Origin of the sequence: Halomonas ramblicola, from assembly GCF_030409215.1 — a bacterium.
Lineage (GTDB): Bacteria > Pseudomonadota > Gammaproteobacteria > Pseudomonadales > Halomonadaceae > Halomonas > Halomonas ramblicola.
The window spans coordinates 1-25,143 of the sequence record NZ_JAUFPL010000025.1; the positions used below are offsets into that span (position 1 = coordinate 1).

General features: G+C 68.1%; 22 protein-coding genes and 1 pseudogene. 13 read left to right on the forward strand and 10 right to left on the reverse strand.

What is annotated here, in order from left to right:
- Positions 1–621 precede the first annotated feature (621 nt).
- Positions 622–1,137 (forward strand): annotated as a pseudogene (locus QWY80_RS08800) (DDE-type integrase/transposase/recombinase); the annotation flags it as partial.
- Between the two features lie 42 nt (positions 1,138–1,179).
- Here the strand turns inward: QWY80_RS08800 and QWY80_RS08805 are convergent.
- Genes QWY80_RS08805 through QWY80_RS08820 form a run of 4 tightly spaced genes read right to left on the reverse strand, consistent with a single transcriptional unit; the run spans position 1,180 to position 4,661 of the window.
- Positions 1,180–1,554, reverse strand: coding sequence for a Lin0512 family protein (locus QWY80_RS08805; RefSeq protein ID WP_290230415.1), 375 nt, complete (start codon positions 1,552–1,554; stop codon positions 1,180–1,182).
- A complete protein-coding gene (locus QWY80_RS08810; RefSeq protein ID WP_290230417.1) occupies positions 1,547–1,900 on the reverse strand; it encodes a Lin0512 family protein in 354 nt (117 codons plus the stop codon). Before QWY80_RS08810 ends, QWY80_RS08805 begins: the two co-directional genes overlap by 8 nt.
- Before the next feature lie 50 nt (positions 1,901–1,950).
- Positions 1,951–3,684: a cobaltochelatase CobT-related protein gene (locus QWY80_RS08815; RefSeq protein ID WP_290230420.1), complete on the reverse strand. Its 1,734-nt coding sequence runs from the start codon at positions 3,682–3,684 to the stop codon at positions 1,951–1,953.
- Positions 3,681–4,661: an AAA family ATPase gene (locus QWY80_RS08820; protein WP_290230423.1), complete on the reverse strand. Its 981-nt coding sequence runs from the start codon at positions 4,659–4,661 to the stop codon at positions 3,681–3,683. The genes QWY80_RS08815 and QWY80_RS08820 overlap by 4 nt, the downstream gene beginning before the upstream one ends.
- A 347-nt stretch (positions 4,662–5,008) precedes the next feature.
- Between QWY80_RS08820 and QWY80_RS08825 the strand changes: the two genes are divergently transcribed.
- Positions 5,009–5,392: a nuclear transport factor 2 family protein gene (locus QWY80_RS08825; protein WP_290230425.1), complete on the forward strand. Its 384-nt coding sequence runs from the start codon at positions 5,009–5,011 to the stop codon at positions 5,390–5,392.
- A 48-nt stretch (positions 5,393–5,440) separates the two neighbouring features.
- Positions 5,441–6,880 carry an NAD(P)/FAD-dependent oxidoreductase gene (locus QWY80_RS08830; protein ID WP_290230427.1) on the forward strand — a complete coding sequence of 480 codons (1,440 nt, stop codon included), beginning with the start codon at positions 5,441–5,443 and terminating at the stop codon, positions 6,878–6,880.
- A gap of 67 nt (positions 6,881–6,947) precedes the next feature.
- Here QWY80_RS08830 and pdxR read toward each other — a convergent pair whose 3' ends face one another.
- Positions 6,948–8,417 (reverse strand): MocR-like pyridoxine biosynthesis transcription factor PdxR, encoded by a 1,470-nt coding sequence (pdxR, locus tag QWY80_RS08835; protein ID WP_290230429.1) that lies wholly within the window; start codon positions 8,415–8,417, stop codon positions 6,948–6,950.
- 492 nt (positions 8,418–8,909) lie between these two features.
- Between pdxR and QWY80_RS08840 the strand changes: the two genes are divergently transcribed.
- The 5 genes from QWY80_RS08840 (at position 8,910) to QWY80_RS08860 (ending at position 13,655) form a co-directional block, all read left to right on the forward strand.
- Positions 8,910–9,923 carry a TRAP transporter substrate-binding protein gene (locus tag QWY80_RS08840; RefSeq protein WP_290230432.1) on the forward strand — a complete coding sequence of 338 codons (1,014 nt, stop codon included), beginning with the start codon at positions 8,910–8,912 and terminating at the stop codon, positions 9,921–9,923.
- 88 nt (positions 9,924–10,011) lie between these two features.
- Positions 10,012–10,578, forward strand: coding sequence for a TRAP transporter small permease (locus tag QWY80_RS08845; RefSeq protein WP_290230435.1), 567 nt, complete (start codon positions 10,012–10,014; stop codon positions 10,576–10,578).
- A 2-nt stretch (positions 10,579–10,580) separates the two neighbouring features.
- Positions 10,581–11,921 carry a TRAP transporter large permease gene (locus QWY80_RS08850; RefSeq protein WP_290230437.1) on the forward strand — a complete coding sequence of 447 codons (1,341 nt, stop codon included), beginning with the start codon at positions 10,581–10,583 and terminating at the stop codon, positions 11,919–11,921.
- Between the two features lie 69 nt (positions 11,922–11,990).
- Complete coding sequence (locus tag QWY80_RS08855) at positions 11,991–12,479, forward strand: universal stress protein (RefSeq protein WP_290230439.1); 489 nt, start codon at positions 11,991–11,993, stop codon at positions 12,477–12,479.
- Between the two features lie 120 nt (positions 12,480–12,599).
- The gene (locus tag QWY80_RS08860; RefSeq protein WP_290230441.1) at positions 12,600–13,655 is read left to right on the forward strand and encodes a YeiH family protein; all 1,056 of its coding nucleotides are present in this window, start codon (positions 12,600–12,602) and stop codon (positions 13,653–13,655) included.
- A 41-nt stretch (positions 13,656–13,696) separates the two neighbouring features.
- On the opposite strand, the gene QWY80_RS08865 is transcribed toward QWY80_RS08860, so the two are convergent.
- A complete protein-coding gene (locus QWY80_RS08865; protein WP_290230443.1) occupies positions 13,697–14,512 on the reverse strand; it encodes a TraX family protein in 816 nt (271 codons plus the stop codon).
- Between the two features lie 317 nt (positions 14,513–14,829).
- On the opposite strand from QWY80_RS08865, the gene QWY80_RS08870 reads away from it, so the two are divergent.
- The 4 genes from QWY80_RS08870 to QWY80_RS08885 all read left to right on the forward strand — a co-directional run bounded on the left by QWY80_RS08870 (position 14,830) and on the right by QWY80_RS08885 (position 19,873).
- Complete coding sequence (locus tag QWY80_RS08870) at positions 14,830–16,209, forward strand: glutamine synthetase family protein (protein ID WP_290230445.1); 1,380 nt, start codon at positions 14,830–14,832, stop codon at positions 16,207–16,209.
- A gap of 240 nt (positions 16,210–16,449) precedes the next feature.
- Positions 16,450–17,832: an aldehyde dehydrogenase family protein gene (locus QWY80_RS08875; protein ID WP_290230447.1), complete on the forward strand. Its 1,383-nt coding sequence runs from the start codon at positions 16,450–16,452 to the stop codon at positions 17,830–17,832.
- Between the two features lie 105 nt (positions 17,833–17,937).
- On the forward strand, positions 17,938–19,122 hold the full coding sequence (locus tag QWY80_RS08880; RefSeq protein ID WP_290230449.1) for an iron-containing alcohol dehydrogenase: 1,185 nt from the start codon (positions 17,938–17,940) through the stop codon (positions 19,120–19,122).
- 31 nt (positions 19,123–19,153) lie between these two features.
- On the forward strand, positions 19,154–19,873 hold the full coding sequence (locus tag QWY80_RS08885; RefSeq protein WP_290230451.1) for a glutamine amidotransferase-related protein: 720 nt from the start codon (positions 19,154–19,156) through the stop codon (positions 19,871–19,873).
- Here QWY80_RS08885 and QWY80_RS08890 read toward each other — a convergent pair.
- A complete protein-coding gene (locus tag QWY80_RS08890; RefSeq protein ID WP_290230453.1) occupies positions 19,836–22,088 on the reverse strand; it encodes a heavy metal translocating P-type ATPase in 2,253 nt (750 codons plus the stop codon). The two genes, QWY80_RS08885 and QWY80_RS08890, sit on opposite strands and share 38 nt — an antisense overlap.
- Before the next feature lie 110 nt (positions 22,089–22,198).
- Here QWY80_RS08890 and cadR point away from each other — a divergent pair, with 110 nt between their 5' ends.
- Complete coding sequence (cadR, locus tag QWY80_RS08895; RefSeq protein ID WP_290230455.1) at positions 22,199–22,660, forward strand: Cd(II)/Pb(II)-responsive transcriptional regulator; 462 nt, start codon at positions 22,199–22,201, stop codon at positions 22,658–22,660.
- Positions 22,661–22,782: 122 nt separating this feature from the next.
- On the opposite strand, the gene QWY80_RS08900 is transcribed toward cadR, so the two are convergent.
- From QWY80_RS08900 to QWY80_RS08910, 3 genes are all read right to left on the reverse strand, one after another.
- Positions 22,783–23,547, reverse strand: a complete 765-nt coding sequence (locus tag QWY80_RS08900; protein WP_290230999.1) for a transporter substrate-binding domain-containing protein — start codon at positions 23,545–23,547, stop codon at positions 22,783–22,785.
- A 140-nt stretch (positions 23,548–23,687) separates the two neighbouring features.
- Positions 23,688–24,419, reverse strand: a complete 732-nt coding sequence (locus tag QWY80_RS08905; RefSeq protein WP_290230458.1) for an ABC transporter permease — start codon at positions 24,417–24,419, stop codon at positions 23,688–23,690.
- Positions 24,419–25,123, reverse strand: coding sequence for an ABC transporter permease (locus tag QWY80_RS08910; protein WP_290230461.1), 705 nt, complete (start codon positions 25,121–25,123; stop codon positions 24,419–24,421). Before QWY80_RS08910 ends, QWY80_RS08905 begins: the two co-directional genes overlap by 1 nt.
- Positions 25,124–25,143: the final 20 nt, after the last annotated feature.

Consider the following 25,143-nt stretch of genomic DNA (forward strand, 5'->3'; position numbering starts at 1 on the left):
TGGACTGGCGAACGCCGCTGGAAGTTTACGCCGAGGTGCTCAAGAAATCCGTCGGTGGACCGAGCACCCTTCAATAGCGTTGCGCTTGGAACTTGAGACCGCCGTTCTTATTGGTGTTTATACCTTTAGGTCTCTTTGGCGGTCCCTTGTAGGACCAGTTGCGATTGATGTATGGTGCCAGTGAGGTTTTTACCTTCGGCTATCGTTTAAATCGTTGTTTTTAAAAAGTTTTCTGGTGCGCTTCTATTTCGTGAGGGGATTCTGATGTAGATAAATTAATCGCACGATTGTATACAATAAAAATAAATTTTCTCAAATTGTTAGTTGCAATTCTAATTCAGTACAGGGTTATGTTTAAGAGCGAATACCATTCAAGCTATTGATTTTAAAAATGAAAAAATAATAAATGGATATGATTTTTTATAGGAAAAGTTTCGAGGGAATGTTTGTGATAGTATATGCTCATATTTTTTATAATCTTCGTATACAAAATAGTTATTTGGATTGATTTTTATATTGTATTGGCTAACTTTTATCGAAAGTTGTTGTGTGCAGTGACTCTCAAGGTGGTTGTCGTGTCTGATCACTTTCACGCCGCTCCCTTTTCTGGGCGGATCCGGTGCCCCTAACCTGCTGAATCGCCAATTCATGGTGGCTGCACCGAATCGGGCCTGGGTGGCCGAAATCACTGTGATCTGGACGCTGGCTCTATCTGGCGGCGGTGTTCGACCTCCATGACCGGCAACTGGCGGGCTGGGCGATGTCGGACCAAATGCGCACGCCGCTGGTACTGGACGCCCTGGAGATGGCCGTGGGTCGCCGGCAGCCTGGGAGAGGGTGGGTACATCACAGCGACCCCTTGAACCTAAGCAGCACGCGTTGCAGGAATACCGCTCCACGCTGGATTGGCACGGATTCCAGGCTCGATGAGCCGCAAGGGGTAACTGCTAGGACAATGCTGTCATGGAGCGATTTCGGCTCACTGAAAAGCGAACGGCTGACCAGCGATACGAGTCCCGCCAGACAGCACGGCGGGATGTGATTGAATACATCGAGATGGAATACAACAGTTGCCGGCTCCACTCGACCCTGGTCTACCCGACGCCGAGGGAGATCGAAATGGCAGCTGCTGCTTGAAAATGTGTCCGCTCTGACTTGACCTGAACAATGCGTCCCGGTTCAGCCAGCAATCTCGCACAACCGCCAGGCGCCGCCCTCGATGGGTAGGAAGGCGGCGATCGCCGCGGTGGCGATGACGTGGGTGGTGGCGTTGTCCGGGTCGTGGACGTTGAGCCCGCCGTGGACCACCTTGACCTCCGGCCGGCCGCGGGGCAGCTCGGTCGCCACGACCCCGGCGTCGACCCGCTCGGGGGCCTGCACGCCGATGGTCACCTCGACCCGCATCTCGCGGTGGTCGATGCCCAGCGACGTGAACAGCACGAGGGACGAGTGGTGCAGGGCGTCCTGCACGGCGCGGCAGGCCGCCTTGGTGTAGTCCTCGCCGTAGAGGTCGTTGCCGGTGCCCAGCTCGAGGATGAGGCGTCGTTCAGTCATGGCGGTACTCCATGTCGAAGGAGACGATGACGGCGGCGTTGGCGATCACGGTGGTGCCGCCGCCGTCGGGCTTGTCCACGTCGAGGCCGCCCTCGACCACCGAGATGCTTGGCTGGCCGTAGGGGAAGATGCCCAGCAGGGCCGCGGTCTCCACGGCCTCGGGCTGCTGCACGCCGATCTCGACATCGATCAGCATCGCCTCCTTGGGAAAGCCGAAGGCATCGGCCACATTGAGGGAGTGGTGCCACAGGGCGTCGCGGATCGCCCGTGCCGCGGCCGCGGTATAGTCGCGGCTGCGGATCGAGCTACCCATGCCGAACTGGTGCACCAGGCGGGTCTTGGCCATAGCGGTCTCCTCGGTATCGGCACGAATGCCGTGTTCTGGTCGTGCGATCGTCAACGCCGGTGGCGGCCGCCGATCAGCGCGACGATCTCGTCGAACAACGCCGTGTCCAGCGCCTCGGACATGTCGGTGGCCAGGCAGCGGCGGTAGAAGGGGCTGAGGTCCAGGCCCACGCCCAGGCCCAGGATCTCCACCCGGCCCTCCCGGGTGCGCCGGGCGACGACCTCCTTGAGGTGGTTGTCCAGGTAGTAGGCGTCGTTGGCCAGGTGGGTGGCGCCGTCCGCCGGGCAGCCGTCGGAGATCACGATCAGCAGGCGCCGGGTCTCGGGCCGTGCAAGCAGGCGCTCACAGGCCCAGTCCACCGCCTCGCCGTCGATGCCCTCGCGGAACAGGTCGGGCTTGAGCAGGGCGGCGATGTCGGTGCGCGCGCGTCGCCAGCTGCGCTCGGCGTCCTTGAACACCAAGTGGCAGACCTCGTTGAGGCGCCCCGGTCCGCGGGGGCGCCCGCCGCGCATCCATTCCCGGTAGGCGCGGCCGCCGTTCCAGGCCCCGGTGGTGAAACCGAGCAGCTCGGTGCTGGCGCCGATCATCTCCAGGGCGCGAATCAGGCTCTCGGCCATCATCGTCACGGGCATGATGTGGTGCTTCATGGAGCCCGAGCAGTCGATCAGCAGGCTCACGGCGCAGTCGGTGCCCAGCTTGACCTGCTCGCGATAGAACAGGCGCCGTTCGGTGGGCGAGCTGACCAGCTGGGCGAGGCGCCGGCCGTCGATGCGGCCTTCCTCCTCGCCGAAGGCCCAGCCGTCGGGGCGCGGCTCCCAGAGCACGCTGCCGAGTCGGCGGGCCAGGCGGGGCAGGTTGATGCCCTGCTCGGCGGTGGCCTGGTCGAGGCGTTCGCGGTTCTCGCGCAGCAGGGCCCGGCGCACCAGGCGGCCGGCGGCGACCTCGCGATCGAAGCGGGTGGTGAAGACCCGGTAGGCGAGGGCGGCGTCCTCGAATACCTTGCTGCGGCCGGTGGTCGCGGCGGCGATGCCGTCCTCGTCGCCGTCGCCCTCCTCGAAGTCGAGCAGCAGGGCGAAGGCGCCGGTGGCCTCCTCGTCCCGGTCCGCCGCCACGTCGTCGTCCCCGGTCCGGGCCCGTTCGGCGCGCACCCGCTCGCCGACGACCCGGGCGATCGCCAGGGCGTGCCCGGCGTAGGCGGCCTGGTCGTGGCGATGCCGGCGCAGGCCGTAAAGCGCCGTGCCCAGCTCGCCCACCAGGGAGGCGCGGGTGCCCTCGATATAGTCCTCGGTCTCCTCCAGCACCGGCCGGGCCTGCAGCCGCGACCAGCACATCTGGGCCACGGTGTAGAGCAGCAGGCCGAGGCTGCCCTCGGTCAGCCCGGAGCGATGGAAGGCCCGCGACCAGCGCGCGAAGCGGCGCAGCAGGTTGTCGGCCATGCCCGGCATGTCATGGGGGGCCCGGGTCTCGACGCGCAGCTGCTCGAGCAGCTCGAAGACCAGCCGTTCGACCGGGTCCTCCGGGCAGTGCCGGCGGTGGAGGGCCGCGTCGGAGTGCAGCAGACGCAGCGCCATGCCGTCGGCGGCGGCCCGGCAATCGGCGAAATCGTCCTGCGCGGGGTCGATGCGCAGGTGGGGCGCATGGGTCGGCAGGCGCGCCTCGCCCCGATAGAGGCGCCGCCCGCGATAGTGCAGGTCGGCATGGCCGGTCAGCGCACGCAGGCTGGCCGCGCACAACTCCTCGATCCGCTGCTGGCGGCGCGCCTGCTGCTGGGCGCTCGCGGTCATGACGGAGTCGCCTCCCGCATCCAGGACTCGTCGAGTTCCTCGCCGAAGCAGCGCTGGTAGTACTCGGCGACGAGGGGGCGCTCGGCCGCGTCGCACTTGTTGAGGAAGGAGAGGCGGAAGGCCAGGGCGGGGTTGCGGAAGATCTCGCAGTTCTCCGCCCAGGTGATCACCGTGCGCGGCGACATCAGCGTCGACAGGTCGCCGGCGGCGAAGCCCCGGCGGGTCAGGTTGGCCACGGCCACCATGGCGGCGATGAGCTTTCGCCCCTTCTCGCTGTCCTTGGACGGGACCCGGCCGAGCACGATGGCCGCCTCCTCGTCGCGGGGCAGGTAATCGAGCTTGGCGACGATGTTCCAGCGATCGATCTGGGCGTGATTGAGCACCTGGGTGCCCTGGTAGAGCCCGCTGAGGTTGCCCAGCCCCACGGTATTGGCGGTGGCGAACAGCCGGAAGTGGGGATGCGGGTGAATCACCCGATTCTGGTCGAGCAGGGTGAAGTGACCGTCCCGCTCGAGGATGCGCTGGATCACGAACATCACGTCCGGCCGGCCGGCATCGTACTCGTCGAAGATCAGCGCCACCGGCCGCTGCAGCGACCAGGGCACGATGCCTTCCTGGAATTCGGTGACCTGCATCCCGTCGCGCACCACGATGGCGTCCTTGCCGACCAGGTCCAGGCGGCTGATATGGCCGTCCAGGTTGACCCTCAGGCAGGGCCAGTTGAGACGGGCGGCGACCTGCTCGATATGGGTCGACTTGCCGGTGCCGTGCAGCCCCTGGACCATCACCCGGCGATTGCGGGTGAAGCCGGCGAGGATCGCCAGGGTCACGTCGGGGTTGAAGCGATAGGCCGCGTCGATCTCGGGGACGTATTCGTCGCGTTCGCTGAAGGCGGGCACCTGCAGGTCGCTGTCGATGCCGAAGAGCTCGCGTGCCGAGCGCATGACGTCGGGCTGGGCATTCATCGGGTCGGTCATCACTGTCTCCTCGGCCCGCCGGGGACCTTTCATCATGGGGACCCCGCATCTCGCCTGGCAACGACGACACGCTCGGGGTGTTCCGCGAGCATAGATCAATTCCATAAAAAGAATCAAATCGTACCGATTTATGGGATTTTTCTCGTTGGGCGGCGGGCCGGCCGGGGCGAGATCGCTGGACGCCTGTCGGATGCCATGTCCCGGGCAGGCGCCTGGCCCAACAAGCCGGGCGAATCTGGCGCTAATCCGGTGGGTGTCCGGCCAGTAGGCTCGGTTACCAGAGGTGGGGGCGAGCCGAGGGGCTTCTGCCATCCGCAAATGCACGACGACACATCCAGGAGAGAGCGATGAGCCTGCCCACTGTGGAATTCCTGAAAGCCTTCAGCGATGCCTTGAACCGTCACGACATCGATGCCGTGATGGCGATGATGACCGAGGATTGCGTGTTCCACGCCATCGCCGGTCCGGAGCTGATGGGCAAGAGCTTCGTGGGGCAACGCGAGGTCCGCCAGGCGCTGGAGAATGCCTGGAAGACCGCGCCCGACGCGGCCTGGGTCGACGGCGAGCATTACGTGGTCGGCGATCACGGCTTCTCGGAGACCACCTACCAGGGCACCGCCGCCGACGGGGCCCGCTCCGAGGCGCGCATGGTGGATGTCTTCACCTTCCGTGACGGCAAGATCGCCGTGAAGAACGCCTTCCGCAAGAACCGGCCGCCGGTCAACGTCTGATCGGCGTCACCAGCGAGTCACGGCATCCAGACTGCGAGGAGTCCGATCATGGAAACCACGACGCCAACCGAGGGGGTGGGGGCCGGACGCAGCACCGCGCCGTCCCGACCCTATGACCCGGCCTATGATCCCCTGAAGAGCGCCAATCCGGGGCAGGGGCGCGACTACGCGCCCACCTACTGGATCGGCACGGCGGGCGAGCCGCCGGCCGACGACGGCCCGGTCGGCGGCGACATGGACGCCGATGTGGTGATCATCGGCTCCGGCTTCACCGGACTGAGCGCGGCGATCTTCCTGGCTCGGGAGCATGGCATCAAGGCCACCGTGCTCGAGGCCAATCGCGCCAGCTGGGGGTGCTCCACGCGCAACGGCGGCCAGGCCCAGTGCGCCTCGGGCCGCCTCAAGCGCTCGCAGTGGATCCAGCGCTACGGCCTGGATGCCGCGCTCAGGCTCCACGAGGAGTGCCTGGCCGGCATGGCGACCTTCAAGGAGCTGATCGCCGACATCGACTGCGATCCCCAGCCGGGAGGGCATCTCTATGTCGCCCATCGCGACAAGGTGATGCCCACCCTGGAGAAGGAGGCCAGGCTGCTGCGCGAGACCTTCGACTACGACGCCCGGATCCTGGATGCCGAGACGGTCAAGCGCGACTGGCTCGGCGACCGGGAGGCCGCCGGGGCCATGCACGAGCCCGAGGGCATCGGCATCCATGCCGGCAAGCTGGCCTTCGGCTATCATCGCAAGGCGCGAGCGCTGGGGGTGAAGATCCACCCCTCGAGCCCGGTGCTGGGCTTCGAGACCCGCGGCGGCGTCCACTACCTGACGACCCCGGGCGGGGTGGTCAAGGCGCGCGCCGTGGGCATCGCCACCGGCGGCTACACGTCGCAGCGCCTGCATCCCTCGCTGAAGAATCGCCTGTTGCCCATCCTCTCCAACTCGATCGTCACCCGGCCCCTGAGCGATGACGAGCTCGCGGCCTGTAACTTCAAGACGCGTCAGGTCATCACCGACACCCGGGTGCTGCGTCACTACTACCGCCTGCTGCCCGACAATCGCGTGCAGATCGGCAGCCGCAGCGCGGTGACCGGCCGCGATGCCCCACAGCAGAAGTACGAGGACCGGCTGATCGGCGACCTGCATCGCAAGTTCCCGGCCCTCGAGGGCATCCAGATCGACTACTCCTGGTGGGGCTGGGTCGACGTCAGCCACGACATGATGCCGCGCATCCATCAGCCCGACCCGCGCGAGACGGTCTACTACGCGCTGGGCTACGGCGGCAACGGCGTGATGTACTCGGCCCAGGCCGGGCGTCGCCTGGCGCAGTGGATCGCCGGGCAGGGCCGGACTCTCGACCTGCCGATCTTCACCTCCAGGCTGCCGTTCCCCAACGTCCGCGAGAGGGTCGAGTCCCAGGCCTTCGCCCCCTTCCGGCGCCTCGGCCAGCGCCTGCTGTACCGCTGGTACCACCTCAAGGACGAGGTGCTCTGAGCTTCCCGGAATCCCTCCCCCTACGCCATGGCCATCCACCGGGTGACCATGGCGTGGTCTTCCATCCCTAGCGTCGAATCGCCCGGGGAATGAGCGCCGCCAGGCGCTCGATGCCGGGCTCGATACGCTTCTCGGCGATCGCCGAGAAGCCCAGCCGGAAGAACTCGGTGCGCGGCCGGTCGAAGAAGTGGATGTCGCCGCACTCGATCAGGATGCTCTGCTCGCGGGCCAGCCGCCGGAGTTCGTGACAGTCGAGGCCGGCCGGGCCCTGGATCCAGAAACAGGAACCGCCGTAGGTCGAGGGTACCGAGGACTGCGGCATGTGCCGCGCCAGGGCGTCGCCCATGCACTGCCAGCGGCTGTGGAAGACCTGGTGGATCTGGCGCAGCAGGGCATCGTGATAGCCGCGGTCGAGGAACAGCGCCACGGCGCGCTGGTTGTTGGTCGGCGGGTGACGCAGCATCAGCCGCCGCAGCGCTCGCGCCTCGCGGATCAATGCCGGCGGCCCCACCATGTAGCCCAGCCGCAGCCCCGGGGCCAGGGTCTTGGACAGGCTGCCCACGTAGATCACCCGGTTGTGCCGGTCGAGGCTCTTCAGCGCCGGGGTGGGGTTGTCGAGGTAGTTGGTCTCGCTCTCGTAGTCGTCCTCGATGATCAGGAAGTTGTCGATCTCGGCCAGGTCGAGCAGCGCCCGGCGCCGCTCCAGCGGCATGGTCACTGTGGTCGGCGCCTGGTGGCTGGGGGTCACGTAGACCAGCTGGCAGTCGCTGATCGGGGGCTCGGGGCGCATGCCCTGCTCGTCCACCGGCAACAGCCGGATGTCGTCGGTGAAGGTGCGGGCGATGTTGTACATGTCGACGTAGCCGGGATTTTCGATGCCGAACCGCCGGCCCGCCTTGAGCAGCAGCATGCTGGCGATCCACAGCGCCTGCTGGGCGCCCACCGTGACCAGGATCTCGTCGGGCGAGGCCCACACCCCCCGGCGCGGCAGCAGACGCTTGTGGATCTGCTCGATCAGCAGCGGGTCGTCGTCGTTGAGGTGGTCCACCGACCAGCTGCGGATGGCCGGCACGCTCATGGAGTCGCGGCTGCACTCCCGCCAGTGCTGGGTGGGGAAGAGCTCGGGATCGATCTGGCCGTAGATGAAGGGATAGTCGTAGCGGGGCCAGTCGCTGGGCTTGTTGATCGTCTGCTGCTGCGACGGCCGCATGGTCAGCAGCTCCTCCCAGGGCAGGCGGTCGGCCTCGATGTCGTTGAGCCGTTCGGGCTTCTCCACGCGCCCCTCGAGGATCTCCGGGTTGACGAAGTAGCCGCTGCGGCTCTTGGCCACCAGGTAGCCGTCGTCGAGCAGCTGCTCGTAGGCCAGCATCACGGTATTGCGGGCGATATGCAGCTCCCTGGCCAGTTTGCGGCTGGAGGGCAGGGCCTCGTCGAGGGGGATATGACCATCGAGGATGGCGCGGGCGATCTGCTCGCGCAGCTGCTGTTGCAGGCTGGCCGGCAGGTCGGCATCGAGATGGAAGAGGAGCTGGCTCATGGACTCGTCGTTGTCGGGGGAAGGGGCGCAGGGAATCGGTTGCCCGAGCGCACGAAGCGCCCATCGCGTCTCCTCCGACTATAGCGGCATCCCGGCCCCGGGAAAATGCCCGCCACCCCCGCAGGCGCCGCCCAGGCTCGAGAAGGCTTTGCCGCCCCCGATCCCGCGTATCGTCCTCCCTCTTCCGCCATTTTCCCGTTGCCATCGTCGACCGCACGCGCCTGGACTCATCGACGAACCGGCACTGGTACTACTGGCGAAGCGGGGGAGTGCGTACAAGTGACACTCGAGGCGTGACGGCATGCCGACACGCCCGAAACCGCCCCGGCGAGGGGCGATCCTCGATGCAGAGGAAACCGATGGAATACTCACCGCATGGCAAGGGTCTCGTCGACAAGATCATCAACCGCGAGACGATTGCCATGTCGACTCCAGCAGGCACGACAGGGGACGGCCTTGCCGTGCCGACAACAAGAACCCTCGGAGGACGAAATGAGACTATCCAAGCGTATCATCCCCACCGCTGTCACCGTCGCCACCCTGGCCATCAGCACCCAGGCCATGGCCGATACCTGGAAGATGGCTCTCGGCGATGCCGCGGGCGGTACCCAGTACGAACTCGGCACCACCTTCGCGGACCTTCTCGAGGAAAAGACCGATGGCGAGATCCGCGTGGATCTCTTCCCCAACGGCCAGCTCGGCAGCGAACAGGACACCGTCAACAATGCCAGCATGGGGCTGCTCGACCTCTCGGTGCTGGCCATCAACAACATCACGCCGTTCTCGCCCACCGTGGGGGTCATGACCCTGCCCTACGTCATCCGCAGCCCCGAGGACGCCAGGACTCTGACCCAGGGCGAGATCGGTGAGGAGCTCACCGAGAACACCATCCGCGACGCCGGCGTGCGCATCCTGGCATGGGCCTACTCGGGCTGCCGTCGCCTGACCAACTCATCCCACCCGGTGGCCGAGCCGTCCGACCTCGAGGGCCTGGTGATCCGCGTGCCCAAGAACGAGATCATGATCTCGTCCTACCAGTCCTGGGGCGTCAACCCCAACCCGCTGGCCTGGTCCGAGACCTTCACCGCCCTGCAGCAGGGCGTGGTCGATGGCCAGGACAACCCCTACATCACCATCGATGCCATGAAGTTCTACGAGGTCCAGAACCACGTCACCGACGGCTGCTACGTGTTCTCCCTGGAGCCGCTGATCATCAGCGAGTCGAAGTTCCAGGGGCTCGGTCCCGAGCTGCAGCAGACCGTGCTCGAGGCGGGCCAGGAGGCGACGCAGCAAAGCTACGACTACCTGCTGGATACCGAGGCCTCGATCAAGAAGAAACTGGTCGAGGAGCACGGCATGGAGATCACCGAGCCCGCCAATGACGAGCAGCAATGGATCGAGATGGCGACGCAGATCTGGCCACAGTTCTACGACAGCATCGGCGGCAAGGAAAAGCTCGACCAGGCACTCGCGGCCCTGGGGCGCGATCCCGCGCCCGCCGAGTAAGGATTCCGGCCACCCGATGGGGGACATTCTCCTGCACCGGCTCGCGTGAGCCGGTGCCACGAGCCCTCGTCATTCGGAGGGGCAACCCATGAAAGTGCATCCCGTCTTCAAGCTGATCGACAACCTGGAAAACATCCTTTGCCAGGTATTGCTGGTGTCGTTCGTCGTCATCCTGTTCCTGCAGATCGTGCTGCGTAACCTGTTCAGCTTTTCGCTGTCATGGGGCGATGAACTGGCGACCTATGCCTTCGTCTGGTTCGCCTATCTGGGGGCGGTCTATGCCGCCAAGATGTCGGCACACAATCGCGTGACCTTCCAGTTCAAGTTCTTTCCCCGTTGGGTGGAGACGGCGTGCGGCGTGCTCACCGACCTGATCTGGCTGGGCTTCAATGCCGTGTTCATCTACCTGAGCTACGACTTCGTGTTCCACAAGATGAACCTGTTCTGGAAGTCGCAGACGCTGGGCGTGCCCATGAAGTATTTCTACCTGATCCTGCCCATCGCCTTCATCGCCATGTCGCTGCGGATCCTCCAGAACAACTATCTCAAGTTCGTCAAGCATGTGGATCTGGTCGACCCCGAGACGAAGGGCGTCGAAGAGCTGAAACACGCCCATGATCCGGGCAGCGACGCCCTCGGCCAGTCGGAGAAATGACCATGGATGCCACCATCATCTATATCCTGTTCGGCACCTTCTTCCTCTTGCTGATCATCGGTGCCCCGATCACCGTGTCGCTGGGGGGGGCGGCGCTGGCGACCTACCTGGCGCTCGGCGAGAATCCCATGGCCTTCGTGCAGATCGCCTTTACCTCGGTGGGTTCCTTCCCGCTGATGGCGCTGCCGGCCTTCATCCTGGCGGGGGCCCTGATGGAGGCCTCGGGTATCTCCAAGCGCCTGGTGGACATCGCCGAGGCCTTCGCCGGCCCGGTGACCGGGGGCCTGGCCGCCGCCACCGTGTTCGCCTGCATGTTCTTCGGTGCCATCTCCGGCTCGGGACCGGCCACCACCGCGGCGGTGGGCATGCTAATGATCCCGGCCATGGCCAACCGCGGCTACGACAAGGGCTACGGCTCCGCCATCACCGCCTCCTCCGGCGGCCTGGGGGTGGTCATCCCGCCCTCGATCCCGATGGTGATCTTCGGCATCTCCGGCATGGGGCTGCAGCCGCCCCCCGAGGCGGTGGCCGAGCACGGCGCCTTCCAGACCCTGTCGATTCCCAAGCTGTTCATCGCCGGCATCTTCCCGGGCATGGTCATCGCCGCCTGCCTGCTGACCATCAACTACCTGATCTCGCGCCGGCGCGGCTACCGCGGGTTGACCGATCGCTGGTCGTACGACGAGATCCGCACCACCCTGCGCCGGGGCGTCTGGTCGATCCTGGCGCCGATCATCATCCTCGGCGGCATCTACAGCGGCCTGTTCACGCCCACCGAGTCCGCCATCGTGGCCATCGCCTACACCCTCGTGGTGGGCCTCTTCCTGCACCGCGAGCTGAAGTGGAAGCCGGCCTTGAAGACCCTGGAGACCACCACCTGGATCACCGGGCGGGTGTTACTGATCCTGTTCACCGCCACGGTTTTCGGGCGGCTGCTGGTCGAACAACGGGTGCCGGCCTATATCGCCGAGCAGATGCTCAGCGTCACCGACAACCTCTACCTGATCTGGGCGATGATCATCTGCTTCCTGCTGTTCGTGGGCATGTTCATGGAGACCCTGGCGGCGATCATGATCCTCACGCCGGTGCTGCTGCCGATCATGTACATGCTGGGCATGGACCCGGTGCATGTGGGCATCGTGGTGGTCTGTGCGCTGGCAATCGGCTTCCAGACCCCGCCGCTGGGCGAGAACCTGTTCGTCGCCTCGGGCATCGGCGGTGCCTCGATCGAGGAGATCTCGCTGAAGGCGCTGCCCTTCGCCGCGGCCTCGATCGTGGCGTTGTTCATCATTGCCTACTTCCCGACCATCTCGCTGTTCCTGCCCCGGCTGCTGGGCTACTAGCGGACACATCATGACAACCGGTGCGGGGGCCGGCGAAAGGCCGGTCGCCCCGCCGGTGGAGGAGCAAGCATGGACCAACCGATCACCCGGATCCTCTGCTGTGTCGGCCTGCGGGGCGACTGCGACGTGGTCCTCGAACGGGCGGTGAGCCTGGCCCTGGCCTGTGGCGCCGAGCTGCAGGTGCTGCACGCCGTCAAGTCGCTGGACGACGACGTCATGAACACCCTCAGGGTCAACATCCGCAGCCAGGAGGTGCTCGACAAGCTGATGCGCCAGCGGCTCGCACAGGCCAGGGAACAGCTGGACTACCGCATGGACGCCTTCTGGAGCACCCATCCCGAGGCCCGTCGGGCGCTGGGCGACAAGCTCGCGCGCCAGGAGGTCGTCGAGGGCTATCCCGCCACGCTGATCACCCGCCTCGCCGCCCAGCGCGGCTGCGACCTGATCGTCATGGCGGCCAACAAGCGCGGCTTCGCGGCCTCCTATGCGGGCAAGGTGACCCGCGGCGTGATCAAGCGGGCGACCGTGCCCGTGGTGGTGGTGCCGCCCCCCGCCTGACGGCGGTCCGGCCGCCGTCCTCCACCCCTTTCGTCCATCACGCGGCGCCCCCTGGGGCGTCGCCAGGGCCCCGCGTATCGGTCTCGGCCGCGCGGGCCACCGACAACCGAGGGAGATCCCATGAGTCTCGAACGTGGCAAGCAGGCCCTGCACTGGCCTCTCGGCATCGCCAAGGGCGCGATGATCACCGTTCCGCGGGTGGCCCAGGGGGTGCTGATCTGCATCACCATCGCCCTGGCGACCACCTTCATCGCCGACCACTACGGGGGGCCGACGCTGCTGTATGCGCTGCTGTTCGGCATGTCGCTGCACTTCCTCTCCGAGGACCAGCGCTGCCTGGCCGGCGTCGACTTCGCCGCCCGCACCATCCTGCGCCTGGGGGTGGCCCTGCTGGGGGTGCGCATCACCATCGAGCAGGTCATGGCGCTGGGCATCGGCCCCTTGCTGACGGTCGTCGCCGGTGTCGCGCTGACCATCCTGATGGGCGCGGTGCTGGCCCGCTGCCTGGGGCTGCATCGCGACCTGGGCCTGCTCACCGGCGGCTCGGTGGCCATCTGCGGCGCCTCGGCGGCGCTGGCGCTGTCGGCGGTGATGCCGCGCCACGCGACCAGCGAGCGCAACACCATCCTCACCGTGGTGGGGGTGACCACGCTGTCGACCCTGGCCATGGTGACCTATCCGCTGATCGTCGGGGTCCTGGGGCTCGGCGACGACCAGGCGGGCATCTTCCTCGGCGGCACCATCCACGACGTGGCCCAGGTGGTCGGCGCCGGCTACATGATCTCCGAGAGCACCGGCGACGTCTCGACCTTCGTCAAGCTGCTGCGCGTGGCCATGCTGGTGCCGGCGGTGATGGCCTTCATGTTCCTGTTCCGCCACGCCCGGCGCGAGGAGAACGGCAACCGCAAGGTGCCGATGCTGCCGGGCTTCCTGGTGGCCTTCGTGGCGCTGGTGATCGTCAACAGCCTGGGGTGGATCCCGCCGCTGGTCACCGAGGGCTTCACCGACCTGTCGCGCTGGTGCCTGGTCACGGCGATCGCCGCGCTGGGGATCAAGACCTCCTTCCAGAAGCTGGCGGTGGTCGGCTGGAAGCCGGTGATCCTGATGGCCGCCGAGACGCTGTTCCTGCTGCTGGTGGTGCTGGCCTTCATCCTCTTCGGCGGGGTCGGCGGCTGAGGGGGGCGACCCTGGGCGCTGGGCGATGCGCTCCCGGGAGGCTATGGCCAGGGAAGCTCGGCATGCCCCCACCACAGGAGTAACAGGGCGATCAGCGCGAAGTGGCCGGGATACCAGCCGAGCCACAGGCGGCGTGGCATGGCCCTGGGCACCTCGCGGACGTAGCGGTGGGCGCCGGCGGCCAGCCACAGCACCGCCAGGCAGGTGGCCACGGCGAACGACTTGGCCAGGTCGGTACTGTTCATCAGGCCGGTGACGACTAGCGCCGGTACCGCCATGGCCACCGCCGCGGCGCGCTCCGGCAGGGGCGAGTCGGCGCGGTGGAGCGCCTGGAAGGCGAGCATGTAGAGCGGGATCAGCAGCAGGCCACGGTGGCCGTACTCCACCCGGTCGCCCAGCCACTGCCAGGCCAGCAGCGAGGCCGCTCCCGCCAGCACCAGCCAGGGCAGGGCGAGGATGCCGCGACGCTGGCGGGCCAGCAGCTCGCGCAGGCCGGCGCCCCACGCCAGCCCGGCGGCCAGGGTGAAGCAGACGTTGAGGAGGTAGGCGTCGCGGGGTATCAGGGCATAGGGCAGCTGGGCGACCAGGCCGATCGCCAGGATGCGCCGGGCGTAGCGTAGCGGGTTGCGGGTGTTGAAGAGCCCGTGCCAGGCGACCATGGCGGCGAACAGCGGGAAGGCGATGCGTCCCAGGGTGCCGCCCACCCACTCCAGCCCCCAGCCGGGCGGTGTCACATGGCGGCTCAGGTGGTCGAGGGTCATGGTGACCAGGGCCAGCCACTGGGCCCAGCCGGTCCACCTGGAGCAGGGACGGGGCGTGTCCCCTTCCAGTAGGGTGAGTTGTCCCTGGGCATTCATAGGGTTCCTCCCGATTGGCGTCTCGGCCTGGTGGACTGGCATGGCTCGTGGGGGTTCCCTGTCGGCATCGGACGACAGGGCGAGAGCCGTCCCGCATCCGACCTCCCTTCGGCTCGCCGCCATGTATCGGTGCAGCGGCCCTGGGGAGTGCCCTCGCCGCTACGTGATCGACCTGTCCTTTAGCGCCGTCGTCGTTGTCAGCGATGCCGCCTACGTATCGTTGCGGGCCTTGCCAACATTCCGATTACCTCCGGTAATGGAGAGAGCGCGGCGACCATGTCGAGGCCGTCCAGGCAGTGTCACGATCGGGAGGGGCCATGAGCCGATTGCAGGCAAGAGAGATCACCGACGCCGACCAGGCACGACGCCTCGTCGAGGAGCGCGGGCTCAGCCACGTCAAGGTGGGGATGTTCGACATCGACGGCGTGATGCTCGGCAAGTACATGGGGCGCGAGAAGTTCTTCTCCGCTCTGGAGAAGGGGGTCGCTTTCTGCGACGTGGTGCTGGGCTGGGACAGCAAGGACGAGCTCTACGACAACGTGCGCTTCACCGGCTGGCACACCGGCTACCCGGACGCGCCGCTGCGCATCCTGCCGGAGAGCTGCCGGGAGGTGCCCGCCGAGGGCGACATGCTGCTCTTCCTGGCCGAGTTCGACGGCCGCGCCGAGGCGCTCTGCCCGCGCGGCGTGCTGCGCCGGGTGCTCGCCCGCGCCGCCGAGCTGGGCTACACGGCGCGCGCCGCCCTGGAGTACGAGTTCTTCCTCTTCCAGGAGACGCCGGAATCGATCCGCGAGAAGGGCTTTCGCCACCTGCGTCCCTTCACCCCCGACATGATGGGCTACTCCATGCTCAGGAGTTCGGTGCACGGCGAGCTCTACCATGACCTGCTGGGCATGGCCGAGGCGATGGACTTCCCCATCGAGGGGCTGCACACCGAGACCGGCCCCGGGGTGCTGGAGGCCGCCATCGCGGTGGACGAGGCCCTGGCCGCCGCCGACAAGGCGGCACTGTTCAAGACCTTCACCAAGGTGTGGGCCCAGCGGCGCGGCCTGATGGCCACCTTCATGGCCAAGTGGTCGCCGGACTATCCCGGCCAGAGCGGGCATATCCACCTGTCGCTGCGCGAGGCGGCCGGCGGCCGCTCGGCCTTCTTCGATGCCGCGGCGCCGGATCGCATGAGCGACGTCCAGCGCCACTTCGTGGCCGGCCAGCAGGCGCTGATGCCCGAGCTGCTGGCCATGCTGGCGCCGACCGTCAACAGCTATACTCGGCTGATTCCCGGCTTCTGGGCGCCCACCGACGCTACCTGGGGGGTGGAGAACCGCACCACGGCGCTGCGGGTGATTCCCGGCGGCGACGCCGCCCAGCGCGTCGAGTATCGGCTGGGCAGTGCCGACGCCAACCCCTATCTGGCCATGGCCGCGGCCATCGCCTCGGGCCTCCACGGCATCGAGCATCGCCTCGAGCCCGACCCGCCGGTGACGGGCAACGCCTACGACCGCGATCACCCGGCCCACCAGGCGCTGCCGCGCACCCTCTGGGAGGCCGCCCAGCGCCTGCGCGGCTCCGCGGCGGCCCGCGAGTTCTTCGGCGACGACTTCGTCGAGCACTTCGCGGCGACCCGGGAGTGGGAGGAGCGCCAGTTCCGGCGCCATATCACGGACTGGGAGTTGGAGCGCTACTTCGAAATCATCTGAGTCATCACACTTCGTCGTGAAGGTTGCCAGTAGGAGGGCAATTCATTGCGCGACTGGCGCCGCCAGGCGCCCGGCGGTGCTAGCAAGCGTCGAGGTGGTCTCCACTGGGGAGGCCTTCGGCCTCCATCGCCCAATAAATTGGCCTCCTACAACGCGGTTTCACGCTGATCGGCGATGAACCAGTCATTTGAGGCTCGGGCCGGCTACACGCCAGCCCTCAGGACAAAGTGAGCATCTTGTATGGCCATACAGCAGACGATTTCGCCGGTGGACGGCTCGGTCTACGTGGAACGGGAACAGGCCGAGGCAGCGGCCATCGAGGCGGCCCTCGAACGGGCGGTGGCGGCGCAGCGCGCCTGGCGCGAGGTGCCGATCGCCGAGCGGGCCGCCTGCTGCTCGCGCATGGTGGACGCCTTCGTGGCGCGGCGGGACGACCTGGCCCGCGAGCTGACCTGGCAGATGGGCCGCCCCATCGCCGCGGCACCCGGCGAGGTGGGCGGCTTCGAGGAGCGGGCGCGGACCATGATCGCGCTCGCCGAGGAGGCGCTGGCGCCGCTGAGGCTGGCCGAGAAGCCCGGCTTCACGCGCTACATCACCCGCGAGCCGCTGGGCGTATCGCTGGTGGTGGCGCCCTGGAACTATCCCTACATGACGGCGGTGAACGCCATCGTGCCGGCGATCATGGCCGGCAACGCGGTGCTCCTCAAGGCCTCGGCCCAGACGCCGCTGAGCGCCGAGCGCCTGCAAGAGGCCTTCGATGCGGCGGGGCTGCCCGCGGGCGTCTTCCAGTACCTGCACCTGGCGCATGATGACACCGAGGCATTGATCCGCGACGCCCGCCTCGACCACGTGGCCTTCACCGGCTCGGTGGCCGGCGGGGCCATGGTGGAACGCAACGCCGCCGGACGCTTCATTGCCACCGGCCTGGAGCTGGGCGGCAAGGATCCCGCCTACGTGCGCGCCGACGTCGACCTGGAGGCGGCCGTGGCGGGGGTGATGGACGGTGTCTTCTTCAACTCCGGGCAGAGCTGCTGTGCCGTCGAGCGGGTCTACGTGGACCGGCGGATCTTCGACGCCTTCGTCGAACGGGCGGTGGCCTGGGTGCGTCAGCTGCGGCTCGGCAACCCCACCGACTCGGCCACCACCCTGGGGCCCCTGGTGCGCCCGGCCGCCGCCGACCTCGTGCGCGGCCAGGTGGAGGAGGCCGTGGCCGCCGGCGCCCGGGCCTGGATCGACCCCGGCGACTATCCGCTGTCCACGCCCGGCAGCGCCTACCTGGCCCCGCAGCTGCTGACCGGCGTCGACCACGGCATGCGGGTGATGACCGAGGAGAGCTTCGGCCCGGTGGTGGGCATCATGCCGGTGACCTCCGACGACGAGGCCGTGGGACTGATGAACGACAGTGCCTTCGGCCTCACCGCCGCGGTGTTCACCCGGGACCTCGCCGCCGGCGAGGCCATCGCCCGGCGCCTGGAGGCGGGCACGGTGTTCACCAACCGCTGCGATTACCTGGACCCCGAACTGGCCTGGACCGGCGTCAAGCGCTCGGGACGCGGCTGCAGCCTGTCGCGGCTGGGCTACGAGACCCTGACCCGGCCCAAGTCCTATCATCTGAAGCACTGACAAGAGGGAAGAGCGAAGTCGGAAGAGGGAAGAGTTTGTCGTTTCTTCCCTCTTCCAGCCGCGTAGCGGCGATCTTCCGTCTTCCATCTTCGAAACGAGGTCACCATGCGTCACGTCGATATCCACCGCTTCACCATGGCCTGGAACTATCCGGCCCCGATCCTGACCGGAGCCGGCCGCATCCGCGAGCTGCCCGACCTGTGCCGCGAGCTGGGCTTGCGCGCCCCGCTGCTGGTGACCGACCCGGGCCTGGCGCGCCTGCCGATGGTCGAGGAGGTCGTCGCCCGGGCCCGCGACGCCGGGCTGACCCTGCGGGTGTTCAGCGACATCAAGGGCAATCCCACCGGCAAGAACGTCATGGACGGCGTGGCAGCCTTCAACGACGGTGGCCACGACGGCGTCATCGCCTTCGGCGGCGGCTCCGGCCTGGACGCCGCCAAGGCGGTGGCGCTGATGGCCGGCCAGCGCGAGGGACTGTCGCTGTGGTCGCTGGAGGACGTGGGCGACAACTGGAAGCACGCCGACGCCGCGGCCATCGTGCCCTGCATCGCCGTGCCGACCACCGCCGGCACCGGCTCCGAGGTGGGCCGCGCCTCGGTGATCACCGATGAGGCGGCGCAGCTCAAGCGCATCATCTTCCATCCCGGCATGGTGCCGGTGCGGGTGATCCTCGACCCGGAACTGACCCTGGGGCTGCCGCCCTCGATCACCGCCGCCACCGGCATGGATGCGCTCTCCCACTGCCTGGAGGCCTGGTGCTCGCCGCTCTACCACCCCATGGCCGAGGGCATCGCCGTGGAGGGCATGCGCCGGGTACGCGACTTCCTGCCCCGGGCCTTCGCCCACGGCGACGACCTCGAGGCGCGCATGAACATGCTGGTGGCCTCGAGCATGGGCGCCACCGCCTTCCAGCGCGGCCTGGGCGCCATGCACGCCCTGGCCCATCCGCTGGGGGCCCTGTATGACGCCCACCACGGCACCCTCAACGCCGTGCTGATGCCCTATGTGCTGCACGCCAACGAGCGCGCCATCGGCGAGCCCATGGTACGCCTGGGGCGCTACCTCGCCCTGGACCAGCCCGGCACCGCCGCGGTGATCGACTGGGTGCTGGCGCTGCGCGAGCGGCTGGCGATTCCGCATACCCTGGGCGAGTTGGGCATCGATACCGCCCAGGCCGACAGGGTGGGGCGGATGGCGGAGGCGGACCCCTCCGCCGCCACCAACCCCATCGCCTTCGATGCCGAGGCGTATCGGGAGATCCTGGTGGCGGCGGTGGAGGGGCGGCCCTGATCCAACAGGCGAGGCAATGGGAGGACGGGAGATGGTGATCGGACTGCTGCAGTGCGACGACGTGGCCCCCGAGCTGCAGGGCCGGCATGGCAACTACCCGGCCATGTTCGAGGCGCTCTTCCACCGGGTCGACCCGAGCCTGGCGTTCCGCGTGTGGCGCTGCCTGGACGGCGAGATCCCCGACGACATCGAGGCGGTGGACGCCTGGATGACCACCGGCTCGAAGTTCGGGGTCAACGACGACCTGGCGTGGGTCGCCGAATTGGAGGCCTTCGTGCGTGAGCTCTGGGCGGCGGACAAGCCGCTGGTGGGGATCTGCTTCGGCCACCAGCTGATTGCCCGGGCGCTGGGCGGCGAGGTGACCAAGAGTGCCCGGGGCTGGGGCGTGGGCATGTCGTTCAACCGGGTCGAGGCGCGCGCCGACTGGATGCGGCCCTGGCAGCCGGGCCTCGACCTGCTGGTCAGCCACCAGGACCAGGTCGAGCACCCGCCCCCCGGGGCGCGGGTGCTGGGCGGCAGCGACTTCTGCCCCGTCTACCTGATGCAGGTGGGAGAGGCCTTCCTGGGCGTGCAGGGCCATCCCGAGTTCACCCGGGAGTACTCCCGGGAGCTGATGGCGCTGCGCGCCGGCCAGGTCGGCGAGCACCGGGTGCGCGAGGGGCTGGCCTCGCTGTCGGCGCCGGTGGACGACCTGGTGATGGTGCGCTGGATCCTCAGCTTCCTGCGCTCGCGGTCGCCACGCCGGGGCTGACCTCGGCGGAGCGAGGAGCCGGCGCGGCGCGCAGCAGGCGCATGCCGTTGGCCACCACCAGCAGGCTCGAGCCCATGTCGGCGAACACCGCCATCCACAGGGTGGCATGGCCGGTGAGGGCGAGCAGTAGGAACACCAGCTTGATGCCGATGGCCAGGGCGATGTTCTGCTGCAGCACCCGGTAGGTGCGGCGCGACAGGGCCACGAAGGCGGGCAGCTTGCGCGGGTCGTCGTCCATCAGCGCCACGTCGGCGGTCTCGATGGCGGCGTCGCTGCCCGCCGCGCCCATGGCGAAGCCGATGTCGGCGCGGGCCAGCGCCGGGGCGTCGTTGATGCCGTCGCCGACCATGCCGACCACGCCCTGGCGGGCGCGCGCCTCGATGGCCGCCAGCTTGTCCTCCGGCAGCAGCTCGCCGCGCGCCTCGTCGATGCCCGCCTCGCGAGCGATGGCGGCGACGCTGGCGGCGTTGTCGCCGCTGAGCATCAGCGTCTTGACGCCCAGGGCGTGCAGCGCCGCGACCGCCTCGCGGGCCGTGGCCTTGAGCGGGTCGGTCACGGTGAACAGGGCCAGCACCCGTTGCGCGTCGCCCAGCAGCACCAGGCCCTGGCCGTCGCCCTCGGCGGCGTCGAGGTGAGGCGCCAGGTCCGGGGTGTCGAGGCCGAACTCCGCGGCCAGGCGGCGGTTGCCCAGCCACCAGGTCGCGCCGTCGATCTCCCCCTGCACGCCGCGCCCGGGCAGTTCGGTGAAGGCCTCCACCTCGCCGGCGGCGATGCCCGCGTCCTCGGCCGCTCGCCACAGGGCGCGCGAGACCGGATGGTTGGAGCGCGCGGCCAGGCTCGCCGCGCTCGCCTGAAGGCGTCGGCGCTCGGCGTCGGTGGCCTCCGCCAGCGGCCGCCAGTGACGCTGGCGCGGCTCGCCGCGGGTCAGGGTGCCGGTCTTGTCCAGGGCCACCCAGGCCAGGCGGTGGCCGCGCTCGAGGAAGCTGCCACCCTTGATCAGGATGCCGGCGCGGGCCGCCGCCGAGAGCCCGCTGACGATGGTCACCGGGGTGGAGATCACCAGGGCGCAGGGACAGGCGATCACCAGCAGCACCAGGCCGCGGTAGACGCCCTCCAGCCAGGCACCGCCGAACAGCAGCGGCCAGGCCAGGGCGGTGGCGATGGCCAGGGCGAACACCGCCGGGGTGTAGACGGCGGCGAAGCGGTCGACCAGGCGCTGGGTGGGGGCGCGGCTGGCCTGGGCGCGCTCCACGGCGTGGATGATCCGCGCCAGGGTGGTGTCGTCGGCCACCCGGGTGGTGCGGTAGTCGAACTCGCCGTCGCGGTTGATGGTACCGGCGAAGACGTTGTCGCCCATGGCCTTGTCGCGGGGCAGGCTCTCGCCGGTGATCGGCGACTCGTCGAGCACCGGCTGGCCGCGCGCAACCTCGCCGTCCAGCGCCACCCGCTCGCCGGGACGCACCCGCACCAGGCTGCCCACGGCGACCTGGGAGGCGGGCACCTCGTGCCAGTCGCCGCACGCCTTCTGCACCCGGGCCTGCTGCGGGGCCAGGGCCAGCAGGTCACGGATGGCATGGCGGGCGCGCTCCATGGAACGCGCCTCGAGGCGCTCGGCGAGGGTGAACAGCACCAGCACCATGGCCGCCTCGGCCCAATGGCCGATCAGCAGGGCGCCGGTTACCGCCACGCTCATCAGGGCGTTGATGTTGAGGGTGCGGTGGCGCAGCGCCACCAGCCCCTTGCGCCAGGTGGGCAGTCCCACCATGGCGATGGCCACCAGCGCCAGCACGGCGGCCGGCCATTCGGGCCCCGGGGCGAACCAGTGGCTGGCCTCGGCACCCAGGGCGATCAGCGCCGCCAGCACCAGGGGCCACCAGCGCTCGCGACGAGCGGGCGCCGGGGTGTCGGAAGATGCCGCCGTGGCATCGAGCGGGGTGGGCGTCATGCCCAGCTCGCGGATGCGTGCCTGCAGGGCCTGAGGGTCGGCGTCGCGGTGGTGGACGGTCAGCACCTGGTTGACCAGGTCGAACTCCAGCGCCTGGACCCCCGGCCGGTCGGCGAGGGCCTTGCGCAGCAGGCCCTCCTCGGTGGGGCAGCACATCTCCTGGATGCGCAGGCGCAGTGCGTCGGCGTCCGCCGGGGGCGGCGTCGTCTTGGGGGTGGCCTCGGCGCCGGGGGCACCGCAGCAGGAGGAGGCGGTGTCGTGTCGGGACATGACGAACTCCGGGTGGCGGATTCCTGTCTGATGACACACCCTGTAGTCACTACAGGGTCAAGGATTGTTAATTGAGGGAAGAGGCGTGTAAATACCGGAGGAGGGACGAGATGAAGATCGGTGAACTGGCCCGGCGCACGGGCTGCCCGGTGGAGACCATCCGCTATTACGAGCGTGAGGGACTCTTGCCCGAGCCGGCGCGCAGCGCGGCCAACTATCGGCTCTACGGCGAGCCTCATGCCGAGCGGCTGGCCTTCATCCGCCACTGTCGCGCCCTGGACATGACGCTGGGCGAGATTCGTGCCCTGCTCGACTGCCACGACCATCCGCAGCGCCCCTGCCAGGAGGCCGATGCGTTGATCGACGAGCACCTGCGCCATGTCGAGACGCGCATCGCCCAGTTGCAGGCGCTGAAGGGCGCGCTGATCTCGTTGCGAGCGCGCTGCAATGGCGAGAGCGCCGCCGGCGACTGCGGCATTCTCAACGAGCTTGCCCGGCCGCTGCAGACCTCGGAATTGGCGCCCCGGGGCGGGGACGACGTCCATGTGCCGGGCACCCATCGAGGGATCTGAACCGCCGCCTGCCGGGCAGCGACCACGGCGACTCCCGACCGGTGGAGCAGGCGTCAGGCGGGGCGCCAGGCCGCGGCGGCACCCTCGGGGCGGTGTCGCCGCGGCCTGTCGTCAGGCGGGGGTCACTCGGTGCCGAAGTACTTGGCGTGGATCTCGTCGTAGGTGCCGTTGTCGCGCAGGGTGGCGAGCGCCTCGTTGAAGGCCGCGGCCAGTTCCTCGTCGCGCTGGCGGAAGGCGATGCCGAAGCCGTCACCGAAGTATTCCTTGGGCTCGGTGATCATCTCGCCGACCACCTTGTAGTCGCCGGCCTCGCTGTCGAGCAGGGTCGACTTGCCGATCGGGAAGTCGAGGAAGACGATGTCCAGGCGCCCGGCGTCCATGTCCAGCACCATGTCGTCGGCGGTGGCGTAGCGGTTGACGTCGGCCACGTCGCCGTAGTGGTCGGTGACGTAGTTGTCCTGCAGGGTGCCGCGCTGCACGCCGATGGTCAGGCCCTCCAGGCTCTCGTCGCTGGGCGTGCCGACCTCCACGTCGGCCGGGGCGAACCAGGCCGAGGGCGGGGTGATGTAGGGGTCGGAGAACAGCACCTGCTCGCGGCGCTCGTCGTTGATGGTCATCGACGACATGATGGCGTCGTACTTGCGCGCCATCAGGCCGGGGATGATGCCGTCCCAGCCCTGCACGACCCACTCGCACTGGATGCCGATCTCGGCGCACAGGGCGTTGCCGAGCTCGATGTCGAAGCCGGTCAGCTCGCCGTCCGGGGTGCGGTACTCCATGGGCTCGTAGGGCACGTCGACGCCGATGCGGATGTCGCGGACCTCGGCGCTGGCGGTGCCGGCCAGCAGGGCGGCGCCCAGTACGCCGAGACTCAGGATCTTCTGGATCTTCATGGTTGTTGTCCCCTGTGTGGGTGGATTCACCTCGTGGGTGATGACAGGCCAACCTTAGCGGATCGCCGGCTGGCCCGGAAAGGGGAGCCGGCGGGGATTCAAACGCCGGTTCCCAACGAACGTTTTACGGTGGCTCAGCCGCCCGCCGGCTTGAGGTGGGCCAGCAGCCGCTTCTCCAGCCAGCGGAAGAGGTAGAGGATGGCGAAGGTCAGGCAGAGGTAGATGGCCGCCACGAACAGGAAGGCATCGAAGGGGGCGTAGAAGCGCGCATAGACGAAGCGCGCTGCCCCGGTGAGGTCCATGATGGTCACCACGCTGGCGATGGCGCTGGCGTGGAGCATGAAGATCACCTCGTTGCCGTAGGCGGGCAGCGCGCGGCGAAATGCGCTGGGCAGCACGATGCGCCGCAGCATCAAGGCGCGGGACATGCCGTAGGCCCGCGCCGCCTCGATCTCGCCGCGGGGGGTGGCCTTGATGGCGCCGTGGAAGATCTCGGTGGTGTAGGCGGCGGTGTTGAGGGTGAAGGCGATCAGCGCCGGCACGAAGGGCTCCTCGAGGATCACCCACAGCCAGCTCTCCTGGATCCCCTCGACGAACACCACGCCGTAGTAGATCAGGTAGAGCTGGACCAGCAGCGGCGTGCCGCGGAACACATAGGTGTAGGCGAAGATCGGCCACTTGATCCAGGGGCGCCTGGCGCCGCGGCCGATGGCCAGGGGCACCGCCGCCACCAGGCCGATCACCAGCGAGAGGAACACCAGCTGCACCGTGGTGACCAGCCCCTCCCCGTAGTAGGAGAGGGTCTGCAGGGTGAAGATGCTGTTGTCGGCCAGCAGCCCTTCCAGGCGTTCGAGCAGGGCGTCCATCAGTCCACCTCCCCGTAGCCGATGCTGTAGCGTTTCTGCAGTCGGGCGAAGGTCCACTCCGAGACGCTGGCGATCAGCAGGTAGATGGCCGCCACGATGATCATGAAGGTGAAGGGTTCACGGGTCGCCTTGGAGGCCTCGGAGGCCACCCGCACCATGTCGGAGAGCCCGATCACCGAGACCAGGGCGGTGGTCTTGAGCAGCACCATCCAGTTGTTGGAGAGGCCGGGCAGGGCGTGGCGCATCATCTGCGGGAAGCGGATGCGGCGGAACACCAGCCAGGGGCCCATGCCGTAGGCGCGGCCCGCCTCGATCTGGCCGCTGTCCACGGCCAGGAAGGCGCCGCGGAAGGTCTCGCCCATGTAGGCGCCGAAGATCAGGCCGATGGTCACCACCCCGGCGACGAATTCGTTGATGTTGATGAAGATGTCGATGCCGAAGCGGTCATAGAGGGCGTCGGTGATCAGGTTAACGCCCATCTGGCCGCCGAAGAACAGCAGCATCATCAGCACCAGGTCGGGGACGCCGCGGATGATGGTGGTGTAGAGGGTGCCGATGCCGTGGGCCACTCGGCTGCGCGACATCTTGGCGCTGGCGGTGACCAGGCCCAGGACGATGGCCAGGAGCAGCGACAGCAGCGCCAGCTCCACGGTGATCAGGGCGCCCTCCGCGAGACGTGGGCCGTAGCCGTGCAGGTCGATCATGGGTCTCTCCTCGTGGGCCC

What these genes read in the sequence shown, in the direction of transcription:
- QWY80_RS08905 (WP_290230458.1), bottom strand. Translation starts at nt 24,419, where the DNA reads ATGGACGCCCTGCTCGAACGCCTGGAAGGGCTGCTGGCCGACAACAGC.
- QWY80_RS08875 (WP_290230447.1), top strand. Translation starts at nt 16,450, where the DNA reads ATGGCCATACAGCAGACGATTTCGCCGGTGGACGGCTCGGTCTACGTG.
- QWY80_RS08885 (WP_290230451.1), top strand. Translation starts at nt 19,154, where the DNA reads ATGGTGATCGGACTGCTGCAGTGCGACGACGTGGCCCCCGAGCTGCAG.
- QWY80_RS08820 (WP_290230423.1), bottom strand. Translation starts at nt 4,661, where the DNA reads ATGACCGACCCGATGAATGCCCAGCCCGACGTCATGCGCTCGGCACGC.
- QWY80_RS08890 (WP_290230453.1), bottom strand. Translation starts at nt 22,088, where the DNA reads ATGTCCCGACACGACACCGCCTCCTCCTGCTGCGGTGCCCCCGGCGCC.
- QWY80_RS08910 (WP_290230461.1), bottom strand. Translation starts at nt 25,123, where the DNA reads ATGATCGACCTGCACGGCTACGGCCCACGTCTCGCGGAGGGCGCCCTG.
- pdxR (WP_290230429.1), bottom strand. Translation starts at nt 8,417, where the DNA reads ATGAGCCAGCTCCTCTTCCATCTCGATGCCGACCTGCCGGCCAGCCTG.
- QWY80_RS08840 (WP_290230432.1), top strand. Translation starts at nt 8,910, where the DNA reads ATGAGACTATCCAAGCGTATCATCCCCACCGCTGTCACCGTCGCCACC.
- QWY80_RS08815 (WP_290230420.1), bottom strand. Translation starts at nt 3,684, where the DNA reads ATGACCGCGAGCGCCCAGCAGCAGGCGCGCCGCCAGCAGCGGATCGAG.
- QWY80_RS08865 (WP_290230443.1), bottom strand. Translation starts at nt 14,512, where the DNA reads ATGAATGCCCAGGGACAACTCACCCTACTGGAAGGGGACACGCCCCGT.
- QWY80_RS08805 (WP_290230415.1), bottom strand. Translation starts at nt 1,554, where the DNA reads ATGACTGAACGACGCCTCATCCTCGAGCTGGGCACCGGCAACGACCTC.
- QWY80_RS08845 (WP_290230435.1), top strand. Translation starts at nt 10,012, where the DNA reads ATGAAAGTGCATCCCGTCTTCAAGCTGATCGACAACCTGGAAAACATC.
- QWY80_RS08850 (WP_290230437.1), top strand. Translation starts at nt 10,581, where the DNA reads ATGGATGCCACCATCATCTATATCCTGTTCGGCACCTTCTTCCTCTTG.
- QWY80_RS08825 (WP_290230425.1), top strand. Translation starts at nt 5,009, where the DNA reads ATGAGCCTGCCCACTGTGGAATTCCTGAAAGCCTTCAGCGATGCCTTG.
- QWY80_RS08855 (WP_290230439.1), top strand. Translation starts at nt 11,991, where the DNA reads ATGGACCAACCGATCACCCGGATCCTCTGCTGTGTCGGCCTGCGGGGC.
- QWY80_RS08810 (WP_290230417.1), bottom strand. Translation starts at nt 1,900, where the DNA reads ATGGCCAAGACCCGCCTGGTGCACCAGTTCGGCATGGGTAGCTCGATC.
- QWY80_RS08870 (WP_290230445.1), top strand. Translation starts at nt 14,830, where the DNA reads ATGAGCCGATTGCAGGCAAGAGAGATCACCGACGCCGACCAGGCACGA.
- QWY80_RS08880 (WP_290230449.1), top strand. Translation starts at nt 17,938, where the DNA reads ATGCGTCACGTCGATATCCACCGCTTCACCATGGCCTGGAACTATCCG.
- cadR (WP_290230455.1), top strand. Translation starts at nt 22,199, where the DNA reads ATGAAGATCGGTGAACTGGCCCGGCGCACGGGCTGCCCGGTGGAGACC.
- QWY80_RS08830 (WP_290230427.1), top strand. Translation starts at nt 5,441, where the DNA reads ATGGAAACCACGACGCCAACCGAGGGGGTGGGGGCCGGACGCAGCACC.
- QWY80_RS08860 (WP_290230441.1), top strand. Translation starts at nt 12,600, where the DNA reads ATGAGTCTCGAACGTGGCAAGCAGGCCCTGCACTGGCCTCTCGGCATC.